Source organism: Pseudomonas chlororaphis (genome assembly GCA_001023535.1).
GTDB lineage: Bacteria > Pseudomonadota > Gammaproteobacteria > Pseudomonadales > Pseudomonadaceae > Aquipseudomonas > Aquipseudomonas chlororaphis_E.
Window position 1 is genome coordinate 4,204,167 of the sequence record CP011020.1, and the last position, 22,044, is coordinate 4,226,210.

16 protein-coding genes are annotated in these 22,044 nt (G+C 63.9%); 11 read left to right on the plus strand and 5 right to left on the minus strand.

Features of this window, described 5'->3' with window-relative positions; translation table 11 throughout:
• Positions 1–111 precede the first annotated feature (111 nt).
• Entirely contained in the window at positions 112–1,752 is a 1,641-nt protein-coding gene (locus VM99_18430; GenBank protein AKJ99954.1) for a 2-polyprenyl-6-methoxyphenol hydroxylase, read from the plus strand.
• A 76-nt stretch (positions 1,753–1,828) separates the two neighbouring features.
• Here VM99_18430 and VM99_18435 read toward each other — a convergent pair whose 3' ends face one another.
• Entirely contained in the window at positions 1,829–2,515 is a 687-nt protein-coding gene (locus VM99_18435; GenBank protein ID AKJ99955.1) for a GntR family transcriptional regulator, read from the minus strand.
• 351 nt (positions 2,516–2,866) lie between these two features.
• Here VM99_18435 and VM99_18440 point away from each other — a divergent pair, with 351 nt between their 5' ends.
• The 5 genes from VM99_18440 (at position 2,867) to VM99_18460 (ending at position 10,023) form a co-directional block, all read left to right on the plus strand.
• Positions 2,867–4,519, plus strand: coding sequence for a hypothetical protein (locus tag VM99_18440; protein ID AKJ99956.1), 1,653 nt, complete (start codon positions 2,867–2,869; stop codon positions 4,517–4,519).
• A 21-nt stretch (positions 4,520–4,540) separates the two neighbouring features.
• Positions 4,541–5,893 (plus strand): hypothetical protein, encoded by a 1,353-nt coding sequence (locus VM99_18445; GenBank protein AKJ99957.1) that lies wholly within the window; start codon positions 4,541–4,543, stop codon positions 5,891–5,893.
• A 75-nt stretch (positions 5,894–5,968) separates the two neighbouring features.
• Positions 5,969–7,063 carry a glycosyl hydrolase gene (locus VM99_18450; protein AKJ99958.1) on the plus strand — a complete coding sequence of 365 codons (1,095 nt, stop codon included), beginning with the start codon at positions 5,969–5,971 and terminating at the stop codon, positions 7,061–7,063.
• Entirely contained in the window at positions 7,060–9,462 is a 2,403-nt protein-coding gene (locus tag VM99_18455) for an RND transporter (protein ID AKJ99959.1), read from the plus strand. Before VM99_18450 ends, VM99_18455 begins: the two co-directional genes overlap by 4 nt.
• Positions 9,463–10,023 carry an NADPH:quinone oxidoreductase gene (locus tag VM99_18460; protein AKJ99960.1) on the plus strand — a complete coding sequence of 187 codons (561 nt, stop codon included), beginning with the start codon at positions 9,463–9,465 and terminating at the stop codon, positions 10,021–10,023.
• Between the two features lie 41 nt (positions 10,024–10,064).
• On the opposite strand, the gene VM99_18465 is transcribed toward VM99_18460, so the two are convergent.
• On the minus strand, positions 10,065–11,267 hold the full coding sequence (locus tag VM99_18465) for a pyridine nucleotide-disulfide oxidoreductase (GenBank protein AKJ99961.1): 1,203 nt from the start codon (positions 11,265–11,267) through the stop codon (positions 10,065–10,067).
• A 316-nt stretch (positions 11,268–11,583) separates the two neighbouring features.
• The gene (locus VM99_18470) at positions 11,584–12,603 is read right to left on the minus strand and encodes a transcriptional regulator (protein AKJ99962.1); all 1,020 of its coding nucleotides are present in this window, start codon (positions 12,601–12,603) and stop codon (positions 11,584–11,586) included.
• Between the two features lie 180 nt (positions 12,604–12,783).
• Between VM99_18470 and VM99_18475 the strand changes: the two genes are divergently transcribed.
• From VM99_18475 to VM99_18490, 4 genes are all read left to right on the plus strand, one after another.
• Positions 12,784–13,770, plus strand: coding sequence for an AraC family transcriptional regulator (locus VM99_18475; protein ID AKJ99963.1), 987 nt, complete (start codon positions 12,784–12,786; stop codon positions 13,768–13,770).
• A gap of 70 nt (positions 13,771–13,840) precedes the next feature.
• On the plus strand, positions 13,841–14,773 hold the full coding sequence (locus VM99_18480) for a signal peptide protein (protein ID AKJ99964.1): 933 nt from the start codon (positions 13,841–13,843) through the stop codon (positions 14,771–14,773).
• 11 nt (positions 14,774–14,784) lie between these two features.
• Positions 14,785–16,035, plus strand: coding sequence for an MFS transporter (locus VM99_18485; protein ID AKJ99965.1), 1,251 nt, complete (start codon positions 14,785–14,787; stop codon positions 16,033–16,035).
• A 22-nt stretch (positions 16,036–16,057) separates the two neighbouring features.
• A complete protein-coding gene (locus VM99_18490) occupies positions 16,058–17,509 on the plus strand; it encodes an amidase (protein AKK01793.1) in 1,452 nt (483 codons plus the stop codon).
• Positions 17,510–17,736: 227 nt separating this feature from the next.
• On the opposite strand, the gene VM99_18495 is transcribed toward VM99_18490, so the two are convergent.
• Positions 17,737–19,224 carry an aldehyde dehydrogenase gene (locus VM99_18495; protein AKJ99966.1) on the minus strand — a complete coding sequence of 496 codons (1,488 nt, stop codon included), beginning with the start codon at positions 19,222–19,224 and terminating at the stop codon, positions 17,737–17,739.
• A gap of 205 nt (positions 19,225–19,429) precedes the next feature.
• Here VM99_18495 and VM99_18500 point away from each other — a divergent pair, with 205 nt between their 5' ends.
• Complete coding sequence (locus VM99_18500; protein AKJ99967.1) at positions 19,430–20,401, plus strand: histidine kinase; 972 nt, start codon at positions 19,430–19,432, stop codon at positions 20,399–20,401.
• A gap of 39 nt (positions 20,402–20,440) precedes the next feature.
• Here VM99_18500 and VM99_18505 read toward each other — a convergent pair whose 3' ends face one another.
• The gene (locus VM99_18505) at positions 20,441–21,769 is read right to left on the minus strand and encodes a hypothetical protein (GenBank protein AKJ99968.1); all 1,329 of its coding nucleotides are present in this window, start codon (positions 21,767–21,769) and stop codon (positions 20,441–20,443) included.
• Positions 21,770–22,044 lie beyond the last annotated feature (275 nt).

The window sequence follows — 22,044 nt, forward strand, 5'->3', positions numbered from 1 at the left end:
TCGTTGCGCGGGCAGGCCCGGCGCCTGTTTCGTATGTAGGGATGTAGGCTGGTCGATGGGCGCCTGCGTTGATCGACCAGCAATCGACAAGAATAAGAAGCGGAGTAGACGATGGACTACGATGTCATCATTGTTGGGATGGGGCCGGTGGGCGCGTTGTGCGCAAACCTGGCCGGCATGTGGGGGCTCGACGCCCTGGTGGTGGACAAGTCCGAGACGGTGTACGCCAATCCGCGGGCCATGGGGTTCGACCAGGAGGTGATGCGGGTCCTGGGCAACATCGGCCTGGCGGATGCCATTACCGAGCACGTCATGCCTTATCGTCCCTCGGAATACCGCACCACCGGTTCACAGCTGATCAAGCGCATCGACGCCGCCCAGCCGCCGTTCCCGCTGGGTTGGGCCCCCAACTATGTGTTCTCGCAGCCGCCGGTGGAGCGTGCGCTTCGGTCCAGGATCGCCTGTTTCGAATCGGTCACCGTCGAGCTCGGCTCCGAAGTGCTGTCGGCGGACTCGACGCCGTCGCAGGCTCAGGTGCGTATCCGCAACCAGGAGGGCGTCGAGCGAACGGTGACGGCGGCCCATGTGCTGGCGTGTGACGGCGGCACCAGCCCGATCCGTAGCCGCCTGGGTCTGAAAATGGAGGACCTGGCCTTCGACGAGCCATGGCTGGTGGTCGACGTCATCCTTAATGAAGGGGCGGGCGAACACCTGCCCCAGACCAATGTGCAGTTCTGTGAACTGGCCCGCCCGTGCACCTTCGTCGTTGGCCCCGGGCGTCATCGTCGCTGGGAATTCATGATCAATCCGGACGAACAACCGTCGGAAATCTCCCAGCCGGACACGATCAGGAAACTGATCGCGCGTTGGCTGCCCGAGGAGGACTACCAGCTCTGGCGCGCCTCGGCGTACCGCTTCCATGCCTTGATCCTGGAACAATGGCGAGCCGATCGAGTGTTCTTCCTCGGCGATGCGGCACACATGACCCCGCCATTCCTGGCACAAGGCATGTGCCAGGGGATTCGCGATGCGTTGAACCTGGTCTGGAAACTGGCACTGGTCAAGCGCGGGCAGGCGGCCCCGGCGTTTCTCGACACTTACCAGGTCGAACGCATCCCTCATGTCCGCCAGACCACCCTGGCAGCCAAGGAATTTGGCGGGGTGATATGCGAGCGAGACAAGGAGCGGGCGGCGATCCGCGATGCGCGGTTGATCCAGCAGATGCAGGACAACCCCGGCGGCATCATCCGCCAGTCGCTGATCCCGGGTTTGACCGCAGGCTTCATCGCTCATGTCGCGCCGGCCGGCGAGCTGTTTCCGCAGCCGATGGTTATCAACCACGCGGGCAAGCGCGCCTTGCTCGATGAGTTTACCGGCCAGTCGTTTCGCGTGGTGATTGCTCCGGGGTTCGACGCCAGTGCCTTGCTTCGTTGCCTGCGCAGCAGCCAGGCGCTCAAGGGCTTGCCAATGCAGGTGGTGCGTCTGGTCGATCCTGGACAAGCCGGGACGCGGACGCCCGATGACTACGAGGAAGTCGATGGGCTGTTGGCCCAATGGCTGGAGCGGCGCGGTTGCAACGTGGTGATCGTGCGCCCGGATCACTACGTGTATGGCGGCGCGGTGACTGTGGCGTGGGCGATGGAACTGCTAGAGGGAATGGAACTGGCGCTTTGGGGGCGACAGCCGGAGCAGCCCTCCAAGCACAACGGCAGCGATGAGACGAGCCGGTTCGCCCAGGCCCTGAGCCAGTAAGACAAAAGGCCCTTCGTTGCACACTGTCCACGAAAGCAGTGCGCGGCGAAGGGCCTTTTCCTGTGGCGCCGGGGGGTTATTGCAGCGTGGCTTGCCGGCGCTCGATCGCCTCGATGATGCGCCCCAGGGTTTCCTCGATATGGTTGCGCAGCAGCGTCAGCGCTTTCTCGCGGTCGCGGCCCAGGGCGGCTTCCATCAACGTCTGGTGTTCGTTGCCCTTGTGCCGCTGGGTGGTGCGCTGCTGGGCGGAAAAACGCCGGTAACGCTCGGCGCGATCAAACAACGAGTCGATCATCTTCAGCAGCAGGGGGGATGGGCAGGCCGCGAACAGCGCGAAGTGAAAGGCCTTGTGCCGGGCCGACCATTCGTCATCGAGCACCAGCACACCGCTGCCGAGTTTTTTCTCGATCAGGTTCAGGCGGTGGAAAGCCCCCAGTACATCGGCTTCCCATGCGTCGTCACCGTACTGGATGGCGTCGCCCAGTGCCTCGCACTCCAGCAGGCAGCGCATGCGGGTGATGTCGCGAAAGTCGTTGGCTGAAATCGGCGCGACCCTGAAGCCTTTGTTATCGCTGGCTTCGACCACGCCGTCCTGGGTCAGTCGATTGAGCGCTTCGCGAATCGGCGAACTGCTCAACCCATAGGTCTTGGAAAGCTCCGCAACCTTGAGCTTTTCGCCGGGAGCCAGCTCACAGCAAACGATCGCTTTCTTCATTTTGGTCAACGCGACATCAATCAGCGGCGTGCCAGGGGAGGGGATCATGGTCGAGTCATCCTGAAATTTTGCACCAAACGGATTTTATGCGCAAAAACTGGTTTAGTGCAAAGGGCGCGTGTGCGCCGCCTGTTACTGAATGCCCCCTCTCTCAAGTCAGCCAACGCTATGGACTGCGCAGGCGGCTTTCCTTCCCGGTCTTCCTCGGATGTGCAAACACCTGCGCCGAATCCGCTTGACTTTGGATTTTGGCAGGATTAGTTTTTGTGCACAAAGTGATTTTAAGTGTAGAAAAATATGCTTTACGCATATTGATGCAAGCGGTACGGCGCTCGCGTGTTCGCGGCCAATGCCGTGAGTGGATGACCTTTTACAAAAACAAAAAAACAGGAACATCTCATGAAAACAGCCAACCAGCGGCTCTGCCCGTTGCCGGTCTCCGATCTTGCCTGCGCCGTCGGCGCGACGCTGATGCTGAGCCTGTCAACGCAGGTGCAAGCGTTCCAGATCGACACCGGCAACCCGGATCTTTCGGCAACCTGGGACAACACCATCAAGTACAGCAATGCTTGGCGCGTGAACAAACTCGATCACAAGGTGGCCGCAGGTCCTGGCACGTCCAACAGCAACCCCAACCTGGATGACGGCGACCGCAATTTCGACCGTGGGCTCATCTCCAATCGGCTGGACATCCTGTCCGAGTTCGACATCAAGTACAAAGACGTGGGTGCCCGGGTCAGCGCGGCGTCGTGGTACGACAGCGTCTACAGCCAGCACAACGACAACGATTCACCGGGCACCGCCAACTCCGTGAGTGTCGACCACGATGAATTCACCAGCGACACCCGGCGGATTCACGGCCAGCGCACCGAAATCCTCGACGCCTTCGTCTACGGCTCCCGCGACGTCGGCACGACCACGCTGTCCGGTCGGCTCGGGCAGTTCACGCAGATCTACGGTGAGAGCCTGTTCTTCGGCGCCAACGGCATCGCCAATGCCCAATCCACCGTCGACCTGGTCAAGCTGCAATCGGTGCCGGGCTCGCAATTCAAGGAAATCCTCATGCCCACCAAGCAGGTGGCGGGCAACTGGCAGCTCAATGACACGGTGAGCGTGGGCGCCTATTACCAGTTCGAATGGAACAAGACCCGCCTGCCCGCGGCAGGCAGTTACTTCAGCGGTGCAGACTTTGTCGGGGAAGGCGGGGAGCAAGTGTTCTTTCCCACCGGTGTACTGCGTCACGGCAAGGACAAGGAGGCGAGGGATTCCGGGCAGTTCGGTGCCCAGCTGAAGTTCGCCCTCGACGACTGGGAGTTCGGCCTCTACGCCGCGAAGTACCACGAAAAAACCCCGGTGTTCTACTTCCGCCCGGCGGCGTTGGTGCCTGGCGCGGATGATTCGTTCATCAACGTCTACCCCGAGGACATCAAGGTCTTCGGCGCCAGTTTCAGCACCCAGGTGGGCGAGAGCAATATCGCTGGCGAAACCTCGATCCGGCTCGATACGCCGTTGGCCGGGGTCGGCGGGACGATCATCACCGGGATGGACGCGGACAACGACGCGCACGCTGCCTATCCCATTGGCCGCTCGTGGCATGCCCAGGTGTCGATGATCAACGTCTATGGTGGCTCGGCCCTGTGGGACGGCGCCTCGCTGGTCGGCGAGTTGGCCTTCAACCGGCGCCTGAGCGTGACCAAGAACGCCGATCAACTGGACCCCAACACCACCCGCGATGCATTCGCCCTGCGTTTCACCTTTGAGCCGCAGTACTTCCAGGTCTTCCCAGGCATTGATGTGCAGATGCCGATCACCGTCGGCTACAACCCCTCCGGACGCTCTTCCGTGACCCCCCAGGCGTTCGGCCCGGAACACGGCGGCGACCTGACCCTGGGCCTCAAGGCCGATTACAAGAAGCAATGGTACGCCTCGCTCAGCTACACCAACTTCTTCGGTGAGGCCGGCCCGGTGATCAATGCCTCCAACTCATTCACCTACCAGCAAAACATGAAGGATCGGGACTTCGTGGCGTTCTCGATCCAGCGAACCTTCTAAGCAAACAGGCGGGCCCTGAACATGACAAAAATAAAATGGCTGTTGCTGTCCACACTGTCGCTCTCGCTGTCCATCGGCACCGCATCGGCGGCGGTCAGTGCCGATGAAGCGGCCAAGCTCAAGACCACGCTGACGCCCATGGGCGCGGAAAAAGCCGGCAATGCCGCCGGCACGATCCCGGCCTGGACCGGCGGCTTGACCCAGGACGTCGGCGGGGCCAAGTTCGGCGATGTTCCCGTCGACCCGTTTCCCGGCGAGAAGCCGGTGTTGCAGATCACCGCGAAAAACGCCAGCCAATACGCCGACAAGCTGAGCGAGGGCACCCAGGCACTTCTGGCCAAGTACCCGGACACCTTTCGCCTCGATGTCTACCCGACCCACCGCAGCGCGGCGGCACCGGACAGCGTCTACCAGAACACGTTTGCCAACGCCACGCGCTGCAAGACCACCCAAAATGGCTTGTCCGTCGAGGGCTGCTATGGCGGTATCCCGTTTCCGATCCCCAAGACCGGCAACGAGGTGATCTGGAATTTCCTCTTGCGCGTCGAAGCCGAATCCATCCAGATGGGCTACGCCAACATCATCGGCAACGCCGACGGCACCCGTACGCTGGCCAGCCGGGGCGTGGAGAACTGGCAGTATCCGTACTACTACAAGGACGGCGCCGCGGATAAGTGGTCGGGTCAGTATGCGCTGTTGCGTTTCCTGACCAGCGAGCCGCCATTCAAGGCCGGCGAATCGCTGGTGACACATGACAGCATCAACGCCGAGGAACCCCGGCAGGCCTGGCAGTACCTGGTGGGGCAACGTCGCGTGCGCCGTGCGCCCACCGTGGGCTACGACACCCCGGACTTCGTGGCATCGGGCGCCAACTATTTTGATGAGGTGCACGGCTTCATCGGGCATCCCGATCGCTACGACTGGAAGCTGGTGGGCAAGAAAGAGCTGTACATCCCCTACAACGACAACCGCTTCCATGCCGAGAAACGCGACGACGTGTTCGTTGCCAACCACCTCAATCCGGACAAGCTGCGTTGGGAATTGCACCGCGTCTGGGAGCTGGAAGCCACGGTCGCCCCGGGCAAGCGCCATGCAGTGCCCAAGCGGCGGTTCTTCATCGACGAAGACAGCTGGACGGTCTCCCTGGTCGATGGCTATGACGCCGAGGGCAAGTTGTGGCGCGTCTCCCAGGTCATGCCGTTCGTAGTACCGGCGATTCCGGCGGTGGTGGTCAAGCCGGTGGTGATCTACAACCTGCAAGCCAAGACCTACAGCGTCGTGCAGGGCCTCAACGGCGAAACCTACAGCGTCATTGCGCGCAAGCCCGAGAACTTTTTCACCGGCACCTCGGTGGCGTCAGGGTCGGTTCGCTGAGCCTCTGATTGGGTTTTGTTTCTGTGGGAGCGGTGCTTGCCGCCGCTGCCACGAATCGCTTTGACGAGGTCCAGAATGCGTATTTTCTCTACACGTCCCTTGACGGCATTGATTGCCAGTGCGTGGATGGCTACAACCCTGGGCGGCAACGCCGCCGCGGCGCAGACAACCGAAATACCGGAGCAACCGGCCATCAGCAGCACGATGGCGACGCAATCGGTCATGCTCAGCGTGGCCCGTGCCGGGCAGCGCCTGGTCGCCGTTGGCGAGAGAGGCTTCATCATCGTCTCGCAGGATAACGGCGCCAGTTGGAAGCAAGTCAGCTCGCCGGTCAGCATGACCTTGGTCAAGGTGCGTTTCATCGACGCCAACCTCGGCTGGGCAGTCGGGCATGCCGGCGTGGTCCTGCACAGCCGCGATGGCGGACTCACCTGGGAGAAGCAGCTCGATGGCCTCCAGGCGGCGGGCATCGAGGTGGAACAGGCCCGGCGTGAAACCGGCGAACAGGCCCGCGAGCATCTGGAGCAGGCCCGGCAACTGCTGGACGAGGGGCCCGACAAACCGTTACTCGACCTGCTGTTTCTCGATGCGCGCAACGGTTGGGTGGTGGGTGCCTATGGCCTGGCATTCGTGACCCATGATGGCGGGCAGAGCTGGCAATCGATCCGCTCCAGCCTCGACAACCCCTCGGGGTTACACCTCTACAGCATCGAGCGGGTCAGGGGCGATGTATTCATCGCTGGCGAACAAGGGATCCTGCTGCGTTCGAGCGATGACGGCCGTAGCTTCGAACCGCTGGTGTCGCCCTACGAGGGCACCATTTTCGGTCTCCAGGCTGGAGCGGGGCGCTCGCTGCTGATGTTCGGCTTGCGTGGCAAGGCGTTCGAATCCCGCGATCGCGGTGACACCTGGCAACGCCTCGACACGCTGGAACCGGTGACGCTGACCAGCGGCCTGCGACTCGACGACGGCTCGGTGCTGCTGGCGGATGAATCGGGCCGTGTGCTGCGCTTTGCCGAGGGGGCGACGCAAGCAACCGTCCTGACGATCGCGCAACCTCGTTACTTCACGGGCATGACGCAGGCGGCGAACGGCGAGCTGATCATCAGCAGTTCGCGTGGCGTGCTGGCGTCTGCCATCGCCGCGCAATCGCCGGAGCAGCCACAATGAACAGCTTCACCCACTCTGCCGGACGCCACTGTGCTGCTACGGCGCAACCCTTCGACCCTGCCTCGGGCACCCTGGTCGAACGGCTTTTGTTCAACCATCGCGGCATTGTCCTGGGGCTCTGCGTGCTGCTCAGCCTGGTGCTGGGTTACCAGGCGCTGAGCCTGAAACTCAACGCCGCCTTCGAGAAAATGATCCCCACCGATCACCCCTACGTGCAGAACTACCTGAAGAACCGCGGCCAGTTGGGGGAGGGTGGTAACACCTTGCGGATTGCGATCGAGACCCGGCAGGGCAGCATTTTTGATGCCGCGTACCTGGAAACGGTCAAGAAGATCAATGACGAAGTGTTCCTGTTGCCAGGCGTCGACCGCTCCTACATGAAGTCCCTGTGGACCCCGGCGACGCGCTGGATCGGCGTGACCGAAGAGGGTTTCGACGGCGGACCGGTGATCCCGGATGACTACGATGGCTCGGTCGCCAGCCTGGAAAAGGTTCGGCAGAACGTCGACAGATCGGGCGAAGTCGGGCGATTGGTGGCCTCCAACTTCAAGTCCAGTATCGTGCTGCTACCCCTTCAGGAAAGGGCCCCGGAGGATGGCAAACCGCTGGACTACAACGCTTTGTCCAGCCAGCTGGAACAGATCCGCGCGCGGTATGAGAGCCCGGACATCCAGATCCATATCACCGGTTTCGCCAAGGTCGTCGGCGACCTGATCGAGGGCATGCGGCAGATGCAGGTGTTCTTCGCGGCCACCCTGGTGATCTGCGCCCTGGTGCTGTTCTGGTACACCCGCTGTGCCCGCAGTACGGTGCTGGTGTTGCTGTGTTCGATCATTGCCGTGGTCTGGCTGCTCGGATTGCTGCCCACCCTGGGGTTCGACCTGGACCCGTACTCGATCCTGGTGCCATTTCTGGTGTTTGCCATCGGCTTGAGCCATGGCGCGCAGAAAATGAATGGCATCATGCAGGACATCGGCCGTGGCGCCGACAAGCGGGTGGCGGCACGTTTCACCTTTCGCCGCCTGTTCCTGACCGGGCTGATGGCGCTGGTGGCGGACGCCGTAGGGTTCGCGGTGTTGATGATCATCAAGATACCGGTGATCCAGGACCTGGCCGTCACCGCGACCCTGGGCGTGCTCGCGCTGATTGTCACCAACCTGATCCTGTTGCCGATCCTGCTTTCCTACACCGGCGTGAGCAAGGTCGCCGCGCAGCGCGAAGCGGTCAACGAGCGCTTTTCCAGGCTCGATGCCGGGCAAGCGCGGCATCCATTCTGGGCGTTCCTGGACCGGTTCACCGAGCGCAGATGGGCCAGTGGCGCGATCATCGTCGCGCTGCTCCTGGGGGCCGTAGGGTTCGCCATCAGCCTTCACGTCAAGATCGGCGACCTGAACCCCGGTGCCCCGGAGTTGCGTCCAGAGTCGCGCTACAACACCGACAACCGCTTCATGGTCAGTAACTTCTCCGCCAGCAGCGACAAATACGTGGTGATGGTCAAGACGCCGCAATACTACTGTGCCAATTACCAGACGCTGGTCGCGGTCGATGCCCTGGAAGCGCAACTGCAGCAGGTGCCCGGCGTCGTCTCCACCACATCGCTGGCCGCCCTCAGCAAGCAGGCCGCGGCCGGCATGAACGAAGGCAGCATGACCTGGTATGAGATTCCCCGTAACCAGGGGCTGTTGAACGCCATCATCACCCGAGCACCACGAGAGCTGTTCAACCAGAACTGCGACCTGTTGACCGTGTACGTCTACCTCACCGATCACAAGGCCGATACCCTGACCCGCGTGGCGCAGACCGTCGAGCAGTTTGCGGCGGCCCACGACACCGATCAGATCCAGTTCCTCAACGCAGCGGGCAATGCTGGTATCGAGGCGGCCACCAACATCGTGGTGAAACGTTCGAACGTGCAGATGCTGTTCATGGTGTACGCAGCGGTCATCGCCCTGTGCTTCATGACCTTCAGGTCGTGGCGAGCGGTGGTCTGTACGGTGCTGCCGCTGATGCTGACCTCGGTGTTGTGCGAGGCGCTGATGGTCGGGCTGAACATCGGGGTCAAGGTGGCGACCCTTCCGGTGATTGCCCTGGGGGTGGGGATCGGCGTGGACTACGCGTTGTACATCCTCAGCGTGACCCTGGGTCATCTGCGCAATGGCGCTAGCCTGTCGAACGCTTACTACCTGGCCTTGCTGTCCACCGGCAAAGTGGTGGTGTTGACCGGGATCACCCTGGGCGTCGCCGTGACCACCTGGGTGTTGTCGCCCATCAAGTTCCAGGCCGACATGGGCATCCTGCTCGGTTTCATGTTCGTGTGGAACATGGTCGGCGCCCTGGTGCTGGTGCCTGCGCTCGCGCACTTCCTCCTCAAACCGACACCGCAGACAGCGAGCCTCTGAATGAACTCGACGATCAATCTCCTGGGCCTGTCCGGCAGCCTGCGCAAGCATTCAAGCCATACCGCGATCCTGCGCACGGTGGCCGAACGGTTGGCGGGACCGGTCCGGCTGACGCTTCACGGGCTGGGGAACATCCCGCCCTACAACGAAGACCTGGAGGGTGCCGATGCGCCACCGTCCGTGGTCGCCTTGCGCACTGCCGTAGCGCAGGCCGACGGGGTGCTGATCGGCTCGCCGGAATACAACCATGGCATGTCCGGGGTGCTGAAAAATGCCCTGGACTGGTTGTCTCGTCCCCATGGCCGGTCGGTGCTGAGCGGGCGCCCGGTGCTGACCTTCACGGCGTCCCCGGCGTTTACCGGGGGTGTGCGGGCGCATCAGCAACTCAACGAAACCCTCTGGGCCATCCAGGCGGCAATGGTGAGCTACCCGCAGATCGTCATTGGCAACGTCGCCACCAAGATAGAGCACGGCCGGCTGGAGGACGAAGCCGCCAGCGGTTTCCTGATGGCCGGCGTAGACGCGCTGATCGAACGAGCGACCCTGCACCGGGACCGCTAGCCAGCGCACAAAGGAGCGCTGGCCGGTGTTGGCAGGGCGGATTACGCCACTGGAATCGACGGGTCTGCCGCGGCCAGGGCGGCGGCGCGATCAGCGGCCGGCGGGTAGATCCAGACGCTGTTGATCTGGGTCTTGAGGTCCTTGGCTTCCTGACCGACCAACTTGAGCTGGCGATCCCAGCCTTCGGTGTACACCGCGCCCCAGGCGCCGAGGTCCAGGCAGGTCACGTACTTGGGCTGGCTGTAGGGCATCGGCGCGACGCCGAGCAGGTCGGCCGCGACGTTGTGGCCGGCGTAACGGCCCAGGGCGATGGCGTGCTGGCAGGACATCACCGCGTGGTTGCCCAGCGTGTCGGTGGCGGCGTAGGCCACGTCACCGGCGGCGAAAACATGGGCCTGCCCCAGTACTTTCAGCTGGCTGTCGACGTGCAGGCGGCCCTGGGGATCCCGGGTGCCAGCGATATGCTGGGTCAGTGGGCTGGCGCGAAAGCCCACGGTCCAGATCACGGTGCGCGATTCGATGCGCTGGCCGTTCGACAGGGTCACGCCGGCGGCGTCCACCGACTCCACCGAAGCGTTGAGGATCCACTCGATGCCCAAGTGCGCCGAGGCTTCGATGATGGATGGACGGATACCGTCGCCCATCGAGGCCGCAATCTGCGGGCCGCGGTCCACCACGATGACCCGGATGGGCGCGTCCTCGCCGAGCACGGCGCGTAGGCGCGCGGGCAGTTCGGTGGCCGTTTCGATCCCGGTGAACCCGCCGCCGGCGACCACGACGGTGTTGCGGGCAGGGCTGTCCGGCAGGTTGGCGAGGGCCTTGATGTGGTCTTCCAGTTGAGTGGCCTGTTCGATCTGGTCGACGTCGAAGGCGTGCTCGACCACCCCGGCCAGGTCAGGGCGAATCAGCTGACTGCCGGCCGCAAGCACCAGGCGATCATAGGCCAGCGTGCCCTGGGCGCCGGACGCATCGTGGTAGCTCACCTGCTTGAGCGTGTCATCGACACTGTCGGCAAACCCTTGTACGAAGTGCACGCCCACCGCGTCGAACAGGCCACCCAGCGGGGCCAGCATGGTGTGCACGTCCGGCTCATAGAACCGCGGGCGGATGCGCAGTTCCGCCTGGGGCGCCAGGACCGTGATCTGCACGTCGTTGCGATCGTGCAGGTCCAGCAGGCGTGCCGCGCTCAAGGCGCTCCAGACCCCGCCGAAGCCTGCGCCGACAATCAGAATATGCTGTTTCATGAGTTGCTCCCGAAGACTGGATCGATACGTCGAGTTATTTAGGTTTTCAGCGTGACAGTGATGACCAGGCGTGATTGAAAACAGCTTGGCTGGCATCAACAGCAAGGTGATGTACAGCAATGCGGGGATCCGGTCGGAATGGGTTTCGGAATCGAGGATGACGATTCTGCACGCCACCACTCGCCCGACCGCTCAGCCCAGGGCATTGCCTGGGTATCTTAGAAGCGCGGCATTTCCATCCGGTAGGACATAAAACCCTGAAATCCGGCCAAGCCTGCCCACCCGGCCTGCTTGAGGCCGTCCCAGCTCTGGCGGATCAGCGGGAAAAGCGGTTGCGATAGTCCCGTGGGGAAATCGCGAGATGGCGCTGGAAAGTGTTGCGCATGCGGTCCTCGTCGCCGAAACCGCATGAGCGGGCGATCTGGTCGATGTTGCGTGGGGAGTCTTCCAGTTGCCGTCGGGCGGCTTCGAGGCGGAACAGTTCGACGGCTTTGGCCGGGGTGCGGCCGGTCTGGCGCTTGTAGACCCGGGCGAAATTGCGTGGGCTCATGCCGGCCTGTTGGGCCAGTCGGTCGATGGTCAGGTGGGTGTCGTCCAGATGTTCGGCGATCCAGACGTGCAGTTCATCGAATCCGGCGCTGTCCTGCATCTGCAATTGCAACATCTGGCTGAACTGTGCCTGGCCGCCGGGGCGCTTGAGAAAGACCACCAGTTCCCGGGCCACCTGAAGGGCCACGTCGCGACCGCAATCGGCCTCGACCAGCGCCAGGGCCATGTCGATCCCGGCACTGACACCCGCCGAGGTCCACACGGCGTCCTGTTGGACGAAGATCGCATCCAGGTCCACCTCGACCAACGGAAATCGGCTCCTGAGCAGGTCGCACATGGCCCAGTGGGTGGCGGCCCGGCGTCCATCCAGCAGACCGGCCTGGGCCATGAGGAACGTCCCGCTGCACACCGAGGCGGTGCGCCGGGCCTTGAGCGAGGCAGCCCGCAGCCACGCCACCAGGTCGACGCAGTCGATCATCGCCTGGCGTATGTCCGGCGCGCCGGGCACGATCAGCGTGTCGATGCCGGCGCCGTCCAGTCGGTCCAGGGCACAGGTGTCCACGACCAGCCCTTCGGCGGTGCGCATCAGCCCGCCCGCCAGGCTTGCGGTGTGCATTGCATAGCCGGGCAATCCGCGCTCGGCCATGGCCTTGGTGGCGGCCCAGAACACGGTCTGGGCGCCGGTCAGGTCCAGCAGGCCCATCTGCGGGTAGGCCAGGAAGACCAGCGTGCGCGGGCGGGACATCGATTCGGTAGCAACGCCTACGTCCTGGATCATTTCGTTCATGGTGGTTTTCGCGGTGGGTGATCGTCGATGGCGGGAGGATCCAAGTGACCGCCCGGCGCCGGGTATGCGGACCTGGTCGATTATCCGTTTTCAGCACAATTGCACAATCGTTTGCCTGGACGGAACAGAATTTGCGTGGCCTTCGGCTGGTAAGTCCTGCAATCACCAAGGGTCAGGTCAATGAGCAATCCCACTATGGCGCACCGACCGCAGCCGGTGCCGTTGCCACCGATCAATCGGTTTCGCACGGCAGACATCGACGAGCATGCCCGCAACATGGGCGGCTGGCAGGTCAGCTACAACCAGTTGACGCCCGGACGCTTCGAAGGCGAGCTGATCGAGTTCCGCTCGGACTGGATGCAATTGGTGCGCGACCGCTCTAATCAGGCCATGACCAAGCACGGGATGGCCTGGGACGGCGCCATTACCTTCAGCGTGCCGTTGAGCGCGGACGGCCCGGTCTTTTGCTCCGGACACCCGATCCTTGAGCCCAGCCTGCTGGTCGCCCGGGGTCACAATCTGCCGGAATTGCGCACGCCTCAGCACCTCGACCTGCTCGGTGTCGCCGTTGACGAGCGGGCGCTCGAACATGTGCTGGAGCGCCAGGGCAGCCGTTTTCGAATTACCGATCTTCCCAAGTGTTACCGCCTCGGTGACTCAACGTTGCCGGCCGAACTCGCCGCGCTGTTCGATGAGCTGGAAGGGGGCGAGCAGGGCCGCGAGTCGCTGCTGGGGTACGAGTCGATTCGCCGGGGCCTGCGCGACACCGTGATGTTGCAGGTGCTGGAGCTGGTGGCGCCGGACCAGGCGGCGCCTCCTCTCAGTCCCACCGCGCGCAAGCGCATGGTCGACCGTGCCAGGGAGTACGCCATGACCCATGTCGACGAGCCGTTGTCGATCCTGGACCTGTGCAACCACATCGGCGCCAGCCGGCGCAAGTTGCAGTACTGCTTCCAGGAAACCCTGGGCATCAACCCGGTGGCCTATTTGCGGGCATTGCGCCTCAATGCCGTGCGTCGCGAGTTGCGCAATGGCGAGCAGGCCCATGGTGTCCAGGAAGTGGCTGCGCGCTGGGGATTCTGGCATTTGAGCCGGTTTTCCAGCGACTACCGGGTCCTTTTCGGCGAAACGCCCTCGCAAACCCTGCGTCGCACGCATCTGTGCTGAAAACGGATAACCGCCCGCGCGCCGGCTGCCTAGGATGACCCCACCACCACTTGGTCGGAAGGGGCATTCAATGAGTCAGAATAAGAAAACCAACCGCTTGCGTTGCATGTGCTTCACCTTGGGAATGTTGGGTCTGTGTGCCGCTGTCCAGGCGACGGAAAACGGTGCACCGACCACGGCAGTCGGGGTCTACGATTTTGGCGCGGGCATGATGCCCCCGGCCACGCCCTACGGGACGGTCGGCCTGCGTACGGCGTTCTATTCGGCCAACGTGCAGAAGGACCGCCACGGCAAGGCACTGGACAACAATTTCTCCCTGGACGTGCTCTCCATCGGCCTGGCCTACATGCGCATGACCGATTACACCGTGCTGGGGGCCAAGTACGGCTTCGGCACCGTGGTGCCGTTCTTCAAGATGGACGCCTCGGTGCGGGTGCAGACACCGGTCGGTCCGCTGGACCTGGAAGCCGATCCGTTTCGTCTCGCCGACATCCAGGTGTTGCCGGTGATCCTGCAATGGACGCTGTCGCCGAACCTGTTCGTCAATGCCCAGTTCCAGGTCCAGGCACCCACGGGCGACTACGACAAGGATCGCCTGATTTCCCCTGGGCTCAATCACTGGACATTCTCCCCGATCCTCAACGCCACTTACATTTCCGACAGCGGCTTCGAGGTGTCCTCCAGTTTTGAAGCCGACATCAACACCCGCAACGAAGACACCGACTACAAGAACGGCGTCGAGTACCGGCATGAATTCGCCGTGGGCCAGCACGTCGGGCCCTGGACCGTGGGCGTGGGCGGGTATTACTACCGCCAGTTCACCGACGACGATGCGCCAGGGCTGGAGTCTGGCAACCGTGCCCGGGTCATGGCCGTCGGGCCGGCGGTCAGCTACTTCAAGCCCGGCATGCCGCCGGTGTGGCTGCACGTCTACAAGGAGCTTGACGCGCGCAACCGCGCCGAGGGCTACACCGCGGCGTTGCGTATTTCCCAGAGTTTCTGAAGGGGCTCGTCATGAACCAATCAAATTCCGTATCAACGGCCCCGGTGCGTCAGGCCGGTGGGCGTGAAGGGCTGGTGCTGATGCTCGGCAGCAGCCTGACCATCATGGGCTCGGTGATGGTCGCGCCGATCCTGCCCCGGCTGGGCGCCGAGTTCGGCCCCGTGGAGCCCCGTGCCGATCTGCTGGTGCCGTTGGCGGTCACCGGTCCGGCCCTGGCGATTGCCTTGTTCGCGCCTCTGGCCGGATGGCTGGCCGACCGGGTCGGGCGCAAGGCCTTGCTGGTGATTGCCACCTTGCTCTACGCCGTGCTTGGCGCACTGCCGGCGCTGCTCGACAGCCTGCCGTCGATCGTCGGCGCGAGGCTGTTGTTTGGCTGCACCGAAGCGGCGGTGATGACGTGCTGCGCCACACTGATCGCCGACTACTGGCAGGGCGAAGAGCGGCTGCGCTACGTCAATCGCCAGGTGGTGACCATCGGCTTGGTGGGGGCGCTGTTTTTCGTGGTGGGGGGCGCGCTCGGCGAGCACTCGTGGCGTTCGCCGTTCCTGTTGTACCTGCTGCCGCTGCTGCTGGTGCCGGCGATGATGAAGGTGTTGTGGGAGCCGCCGGTGACCCGGCGCCACAGCGTCGAGCAACCGCTCGCCGATTCGGGCCCGAGCAAGGTGGCGGTGCTGCAACTGGTGGTCGGCTACCTGATGGTCATGGGCGGCATGGTCCTGACCTTCGTCGTACCGATCCAGGCACCGATGCTGCTGGTCAGCCTCGGCATCACCTCTAGCACGATGATCGGGATGGCCGCCGGGCTGAGCCTGTTGGCGACCCTGGGCGGCTCGTTGATGTGGCCGCTGTTGCGCCGGCGCTTCGGGGTTGCCGGTTGCAACGCGCTGTTGCTGGGCCTGATCGGACTGGGGCTGTGGCTGCTGATGCGTGCCCAAAGCTACGACGCCGTGCTGGTGGCGGTGGTCATCCAGGGCCTGGGTTCGGGGCTGTTGGTGCCCAACGTGATGGCGCCGGTGATGAACGCATTGACCGCCACCACCCGCGGTCGAGGCTTGGGCGGTTTCACGTCCTGCCTGTACATCGGCCAGTTCGTCAGCCCGCTGGTGGTGGCCTTCGTGGGCAGCTTCGCCGGGGACCTGCGCCAGTCCATCCAATGGCTGGCCTTCGCCGGATGCATCGCCGCACTGCTCTGGGTGGTCGTGGGCCTGCGCACACGCGGCCAGGGCCAGTCGACTTCCATCGGTACACGTCAATCGTCATGAAACAAGGAATCTGAACATGGGTATGCAAGACATTCACCATTTGATGGACCGCGAAGACGGCACGGCGCTGGCCGAGTGGGTCAGGCGCGGTGAGGTTGGCCCTGGCGAGTTGCTGGAAACCGCCATCGAGCGCCTGGAGCAAGTCGAGCCGCACATCAACGCCGTGGCCGAGCGGTTGTACGAGTCGGCGCGGGAGGTCGCCCGCACGGCCGCGGTTGGCCAGGGCCTGCTTGCCGGCGTGCCGACCTTGATCAAGGACTTGTTTTCCCCGGTCGCCGGTGCGGCGATGACCAACGGTTCTCGCTCCCTGGGGGATTTTCGGGCGGACTTCGAATCGGAAGTGGTGACGCGTCTACGGCGCGCGGGTTGCCAGGTGATGGGCACCAGCACGTCGCCGGAGTTCGGCACGTCCTACTCCACTGAATCCACGCGCTTCGGCGCTACGCGCAACCCGTGGAGCACCGGGCACAGCGCGGGCGGTTCCAGCGGCGGCGCGGCGGCACTGGTGGCGGCCCGCGTGGTGCCCTTCGCCCATGGCAACGACGGCGGTGGCTCATTGCGCGTGCCGGCGTCCTGCTGTGGCGTGTTCGGTTTCAAACCCAGTCGTGGCTTGTTGCCGTCGGGGCCGATGGTCGGCGAGGGCTGGGCCGGGATGGGCACCGCCCATGCGATCACTTTGTCGGTACGTGACAGTGCCGCGCTGTTGGACGCCACTGCCGGCATCGACCTGGGCGCGCCCTATGCCGCGCCGGTCCAGGCGCTGCCGTATGTGACGGCGGTGCAATGTGACCCAAGACCGTTGCGCATTGCCCTGGTCGAACAACTCGCGCCCTGGCCGACATCGTCCCAGAGCCTCCAGGCCTTGAACGAGGCCGCGCGGTTGTGCGAATCCCTGGGGCACCGTGTCGAGCCGGTCAGCCTGCCGGTGGTGTTGCCGGAGTTTCTCAACCAGGTGTTCACCATCATTGGCGCCAGTACCCGGCACTATGTCGACTTGCTGGGCGAGATGCGGGGCGCGCAGGTGCAGGCGGAGGAGTTGGAGGTGCGCACCCGGATCATCCTGCGGGACAAGGGGCATGTCACCGGTGCCCAGTACGCCGGGGCGGTGGAATGGATTCATGCGTTGGGGCGGCAGTTGGCGACGTTCATGCAGGATTACGATGTGATCCTGACCCCGGTGCTGACCCGTGAGCCGGCGCCCATTGGTGAGCTTGACCTCCAGGACGTGTGCATGAGCCTTGAGCAACTGATCGAGCGCTATCACAGTTACTCGCCGTTTACCGCGCTGTTCAATGCCAGCGGCCAGCCGGCCATGTCGGTGCCGTTGTCCTGGAGTGCCAACGGCTTGCCGATAGGCGCGCACTTTGCCGGTCGCTTTGGCGAGGAAAGCACCTTGCTGGCTTTGGCCGCGCAACTGGAACGCGCCCAACCCTGGCGCGGTCGCGTGCCGCCGGTCAATGCCTGCCAGCGTTGAGCATGGGCGGTGGAGACACCGCCTATCCAGGTTGTTGCAAGAGGGCCGCTTTCGCGAGCCGCTCGCTCCCACGGAAGGTGGGAGTGAGCCTGCTCGCGAAGGCGATTTCTGCTTTGGATTATTTCCAGCTGATTCACCGCTTTCGCGAGCAAGCTCGCTCCCACAGGCGGTGGGGGGCTGTGTTCTCTAGAGCCGGTGGGCGTTGAGTCCGCCCACCGGAGCAAGGGTCAGTAGCGGATCATTACCGATTTCAACTCGGTGTAGTCATCGATGAATGCGCTGCCGAATTCCCGGCCGATCCCTGAAGACTTGCTGCCGCCAAAAGGTACGGCCGGGTCGAGCAGGGTGTGCATGTTGACCCACACGGTGCCGGCTTCGATGGCCGGGACCATGCGCAGGGCTTTGCTCAGGTCTTGGGTCCAGAGGCTGGCGCTGAGGCCGTAGGGCGTGTCGTTCATCAGTTCCAGCAGTTCTTCTTCCGTGTCGTAGGGGAAGAACGTCGCGATCGGGCCGAAGGTTTCTTCGTTGAGCAGGGCGTCGTCGCGGCGGTTGGCGAGGATGATCGTTGGCTCGACGTAGCAGCCCGGTCCTTCGATCAGCTTGCCGCCATGGACGATGGTGTTGTTCTGCGCCCGGGCCTTGGCGAAGAACTCGCCGAGCTTGCGCTGATGCGAGTGGTTGGTGACCGGGCCGAACTCGGTGCGTTCGTCCAGGGGCGAACCGATGGTGAGTCGGGCCAGGCGCTGGGCGAGTTTTTCCATGATCGGCTCGATCTGTGAACGATGGACAAAGAACCGTTCCGCCGCCGCGCAGATTTGCCCCGAGTGCAGGAAGCCGGCTTCGATGATGCCGTTGACCGCCACCTCTTGATCGACATCGCGCAGAAAGCCCGCGGCATTTTTCCCACCCAGTTCCAGGGTCGACCGGGTCAGTCCGGCGCCCATGGCTGCCTGGCCCACGGCGAGGCCGGTGGGTACCGAACCGGTGAACGAAACTTTGTTGGTGCCTGGGTGCTCGATCAACCCTTTGCCCACCTGGCCGCCACCGGTGACCACGTTCAGGGCGCCCGCCGGCAGGCCGGCTTCGATGGCTAGTTCGGCAATGCGCAGGATGGTCAGCGGCGTGAACTCGCTGGGCTTGATGATGATGCTGCAGCCGGTCACCAAGGCTGACGCCAGTTTCCAGATGGCGATCATGGTGGAGAAGTTCCACGGCACGATGCCCACCACCACCCCGACCGGTTCGCGCAGGGTGAACGCGGTGTAGCGTTCTCCGGCGAAGGAGGGCAGTGACGGGGTGATCGTCTCGCCGCCGATCTTGGTGGCCCAGCCGGCGTAGTAACGCAGGAAGTGCGCCGCCTGGTCGACCTCGAAAGCGCGGGAAATGTGGATGATTTTTCCCGACTGGCAGGTTTCGATCTGGGCCAACTCTTCGCGGTGCTGCTCCAGCAGGTCCGCGAGCTTGAGCAGCACCTGGCCACGAACCGCCGGTGCGGCCTGGGACCACTGCCTGAAGCCGCGTCGAGACGATTCCACCGCGTGATCGATATCGGCCGTACTGGCGTCGCTGACCTGGGCGATGACGTGGCCGGTGGCCGGGTTGATGACGTCCAGCGTCTGGCTGCCTTGGCTTTCGACGTAGCGACCATCGATGAACAGTGCGTGACGCCGGCCGAGAAAGGCTTCGACCTGAGGCAGTAGGGCAATATCGCTCATGGGTGTTTCCTATCGCGAAGGGAAAGCCCCGAGGTTAATCGCTGCGCGGCGGCCCGGCTTGACTGTGCCTGCCGCGCGGCATGTGCGTGCCTGCCAGGACGTGGCCCTGGCAGCCAGGAGCAAGGCCTTCAGCAGCCAGGTACAAGCCAGCGGCGCGTGTTTGCGGTCAGATCAGTGTTTCGACTCGATGGCAAAGGAGCGGGCGATGTTTCTCCAGACCAACCGACACAAACTGGCGTTGAGCGCCCAGGTGCAGCGAGCGCTGGCCGGCGACACCGAGGACACGCCGATGCTCGACGCGTACCCGCCGTTGCGGGCATGCCTGGCCCAACACGCCCGGCAAATGGCGAGCAGCGCCGAGCGTTGCCTTCAGGTCGAGGCCCAACTGGCCGAGCAGGCCGCGCGGTGGCAGCAGGGCGAGCGCGAACGGGAGATGTTGCGCCAACAACTGGAACAGGCCCAAGGCCGCGAACAGTTGTTGGAGCGCCAACGGGACGAATACCGTCAGCAAGTGCAGCAACATCACCAGGAAGCGCAGATCTGGGCGTTGTTGCAATCGACGCTGACCGAGGGCTGCTGGGACATCACGGTGGTCAACGGCGACCTGCAGCACCCGGCCAGCAGCATGCGTTTTTCCAGCCAGTTTCGCGCGTTGCTGGGCTATGGGGTGGACGAACTGCCCGATGGCTGGGATGCCCAGGTCGGCATCACGCACCCGGATGACCTGCCGAAGATCATGGCGATTTTCGACCGCGAGATTCTCGGCACCCAGGGCAGTGGCGAATACGTCTTCGAGTACCGCATGCGCCACAAGAGCCGCGACTACATCTGGTGCCGCGAACGCGGACGGGCGGTGCGCGATGCCCAGGGACGGCTGGTCCGGGTGATCGGTGCGGTGCGCGACATCAGCGACGAGCGCTCGGCCCAATCCACCCACCACCGCATGCTGGAGCAGAACCAGGTGACCTACGCCCAGATCGCCACGGTGGTCGGGGTGATCAAGGGCATTGCCGACCAGACCAACCTGCTGGCCTTGAATGCCGCGATCGAAGCCGCCAGGGCCGGTGAGGTCGGGCGGGGGTTCTCGGTGGTCGCCGACGAGGTGCGCAAACTGGCCGAAAGCACGCGCCAGGCCACGCATCAGATCCAGACGATGTTGCACCAGCACAAGCAATAGACGCACGGGGAGCTGCCGCCGCCGGCAGCCCCCACGCCTTCAGAACGGCACCGCCACCACCAACTGGCTGTAGACGTTGGTGCCGTTGCCGCCGACCTGGTTGCCGCCGCTGTTGTCATCCTTCTCCGGCTTGTACAGCCCCAGCAGCGGCGTGACGATCAGGTGTTCGCTCACGGCCCATTCGACATACAGGTCCAGCTCGCGCCCATCGAGGTTCAACGCCTGGCGGTCGTGCAGGGTCTGGTAGTCGAAGAACAGCGCGCCGACGGTCACGGTGTCCGTCGGCTTGAGCTTGAGGCCGACGTGCTGGATGGCCGTGTTGCTGTTGAACGGCCCGGAATAGTTGCCGGCCACCTCGCCCTGGAACCAGGTGCCGTAGCCTCGGCTCAGGCCGTTGAACATCGAGTCCCAGTTCTGTGAGTAGCGGCTGTAGCGATAGGTCAGGTCCGGTGTCCAGGGCAGGTCGGCGAAGGTGTAGCCGGCCTCGGTATACCAGGCTTTTTCCGGGCCGGCGTCCTTGTCCTGCCAGGCGTATTCGAAAGCGAAGTGGGCGTTTTCGATGCCGGCGTTGCCGCTGCCCCGCAGGCTGTAGATGTTCATGCCTTCGCGCTGTTTCTGGAAGTCGCTGGCGTAGTGGTCATCGACGTCGATGCCATGGATGTAGGTCAGGCCCAGGGTGCCGGGCGCGGTGGTGTATTCCAGGGTGCCGGCGGCCATTTCGGTGTTGGCCTGGGCGCGGTTGTCGGACTTGATCCACATCAGGCTGCCATGCACGCCGTCCTTCGCTCCCAGGCGCAGCACGGCGGTCTTGTCGAAGGCGTGGCGGGCGGCCAGGTAATAGGCGCCGCCGCGATTGAGGTCGCCGTCCGCCGGGCCCTTGCCCAGGTTCAAGCCGTCGTCGTTGATGATGAAACCGTCACCGAGGGTGATCACCTGGCGACCGTAGGAGAGGTCGACGCCGTCCTTGCCCAATACCGGGAACAGGTCCCCTGAGCGCCAGCCGGCGAAGGCCTCATCGAATTTCGTGGTGCGCTCCGAGCCGTCGCTCAGGCCGGCCGGGTCACCGTCGCCCCAGGTGCCGGAGCTGACCAGGTTAGCGGTGCCGTAGACACTGCCCATGCCGGCCAATGCCTGGTCGATACTCAGGCCATACTTGATGAAGCCTTCGCGCCAGCTGGAGCCGCCACCGGTGCCGTCGTAGTTCTTGCGGCTGTTGAACATTCCGTAGACCGCGAGGACGTTCCCGGTGATGGTGGTGTCCTGGTCGGCGTAGAGCTCAAGGGCCTGGGCCGATGAGTCGGCAACCAGCAGGGCGATGCCCAGGCCGATGGCGTTGCGCAGTAGCGGTGTGTGGCGTGTGTGCTCCATGGTGTTTTTCCCCAGTGTAATAGGACGGCAGAGCGCGCATTAAGGGGAGCTGCGCGGGGGGAAGTCTTTCACCTGGCTGCCAGGGAATTGATCCAGCCCGCCAGGCCGCGGGGGCTGGCAGGCAGCAACAAGAGTGGCGGCAGACATGGGCAAGACGCCTGTGGCGCGGCGGCGCAAAGTGAAGCTGCACGCAACGCCGTTTCGATCAGGGACTGGCTGGGGGGCTTGAATGCCGGCTCCTGGACGGCTGTGGCACCTCTACTAAAAAATCCGCT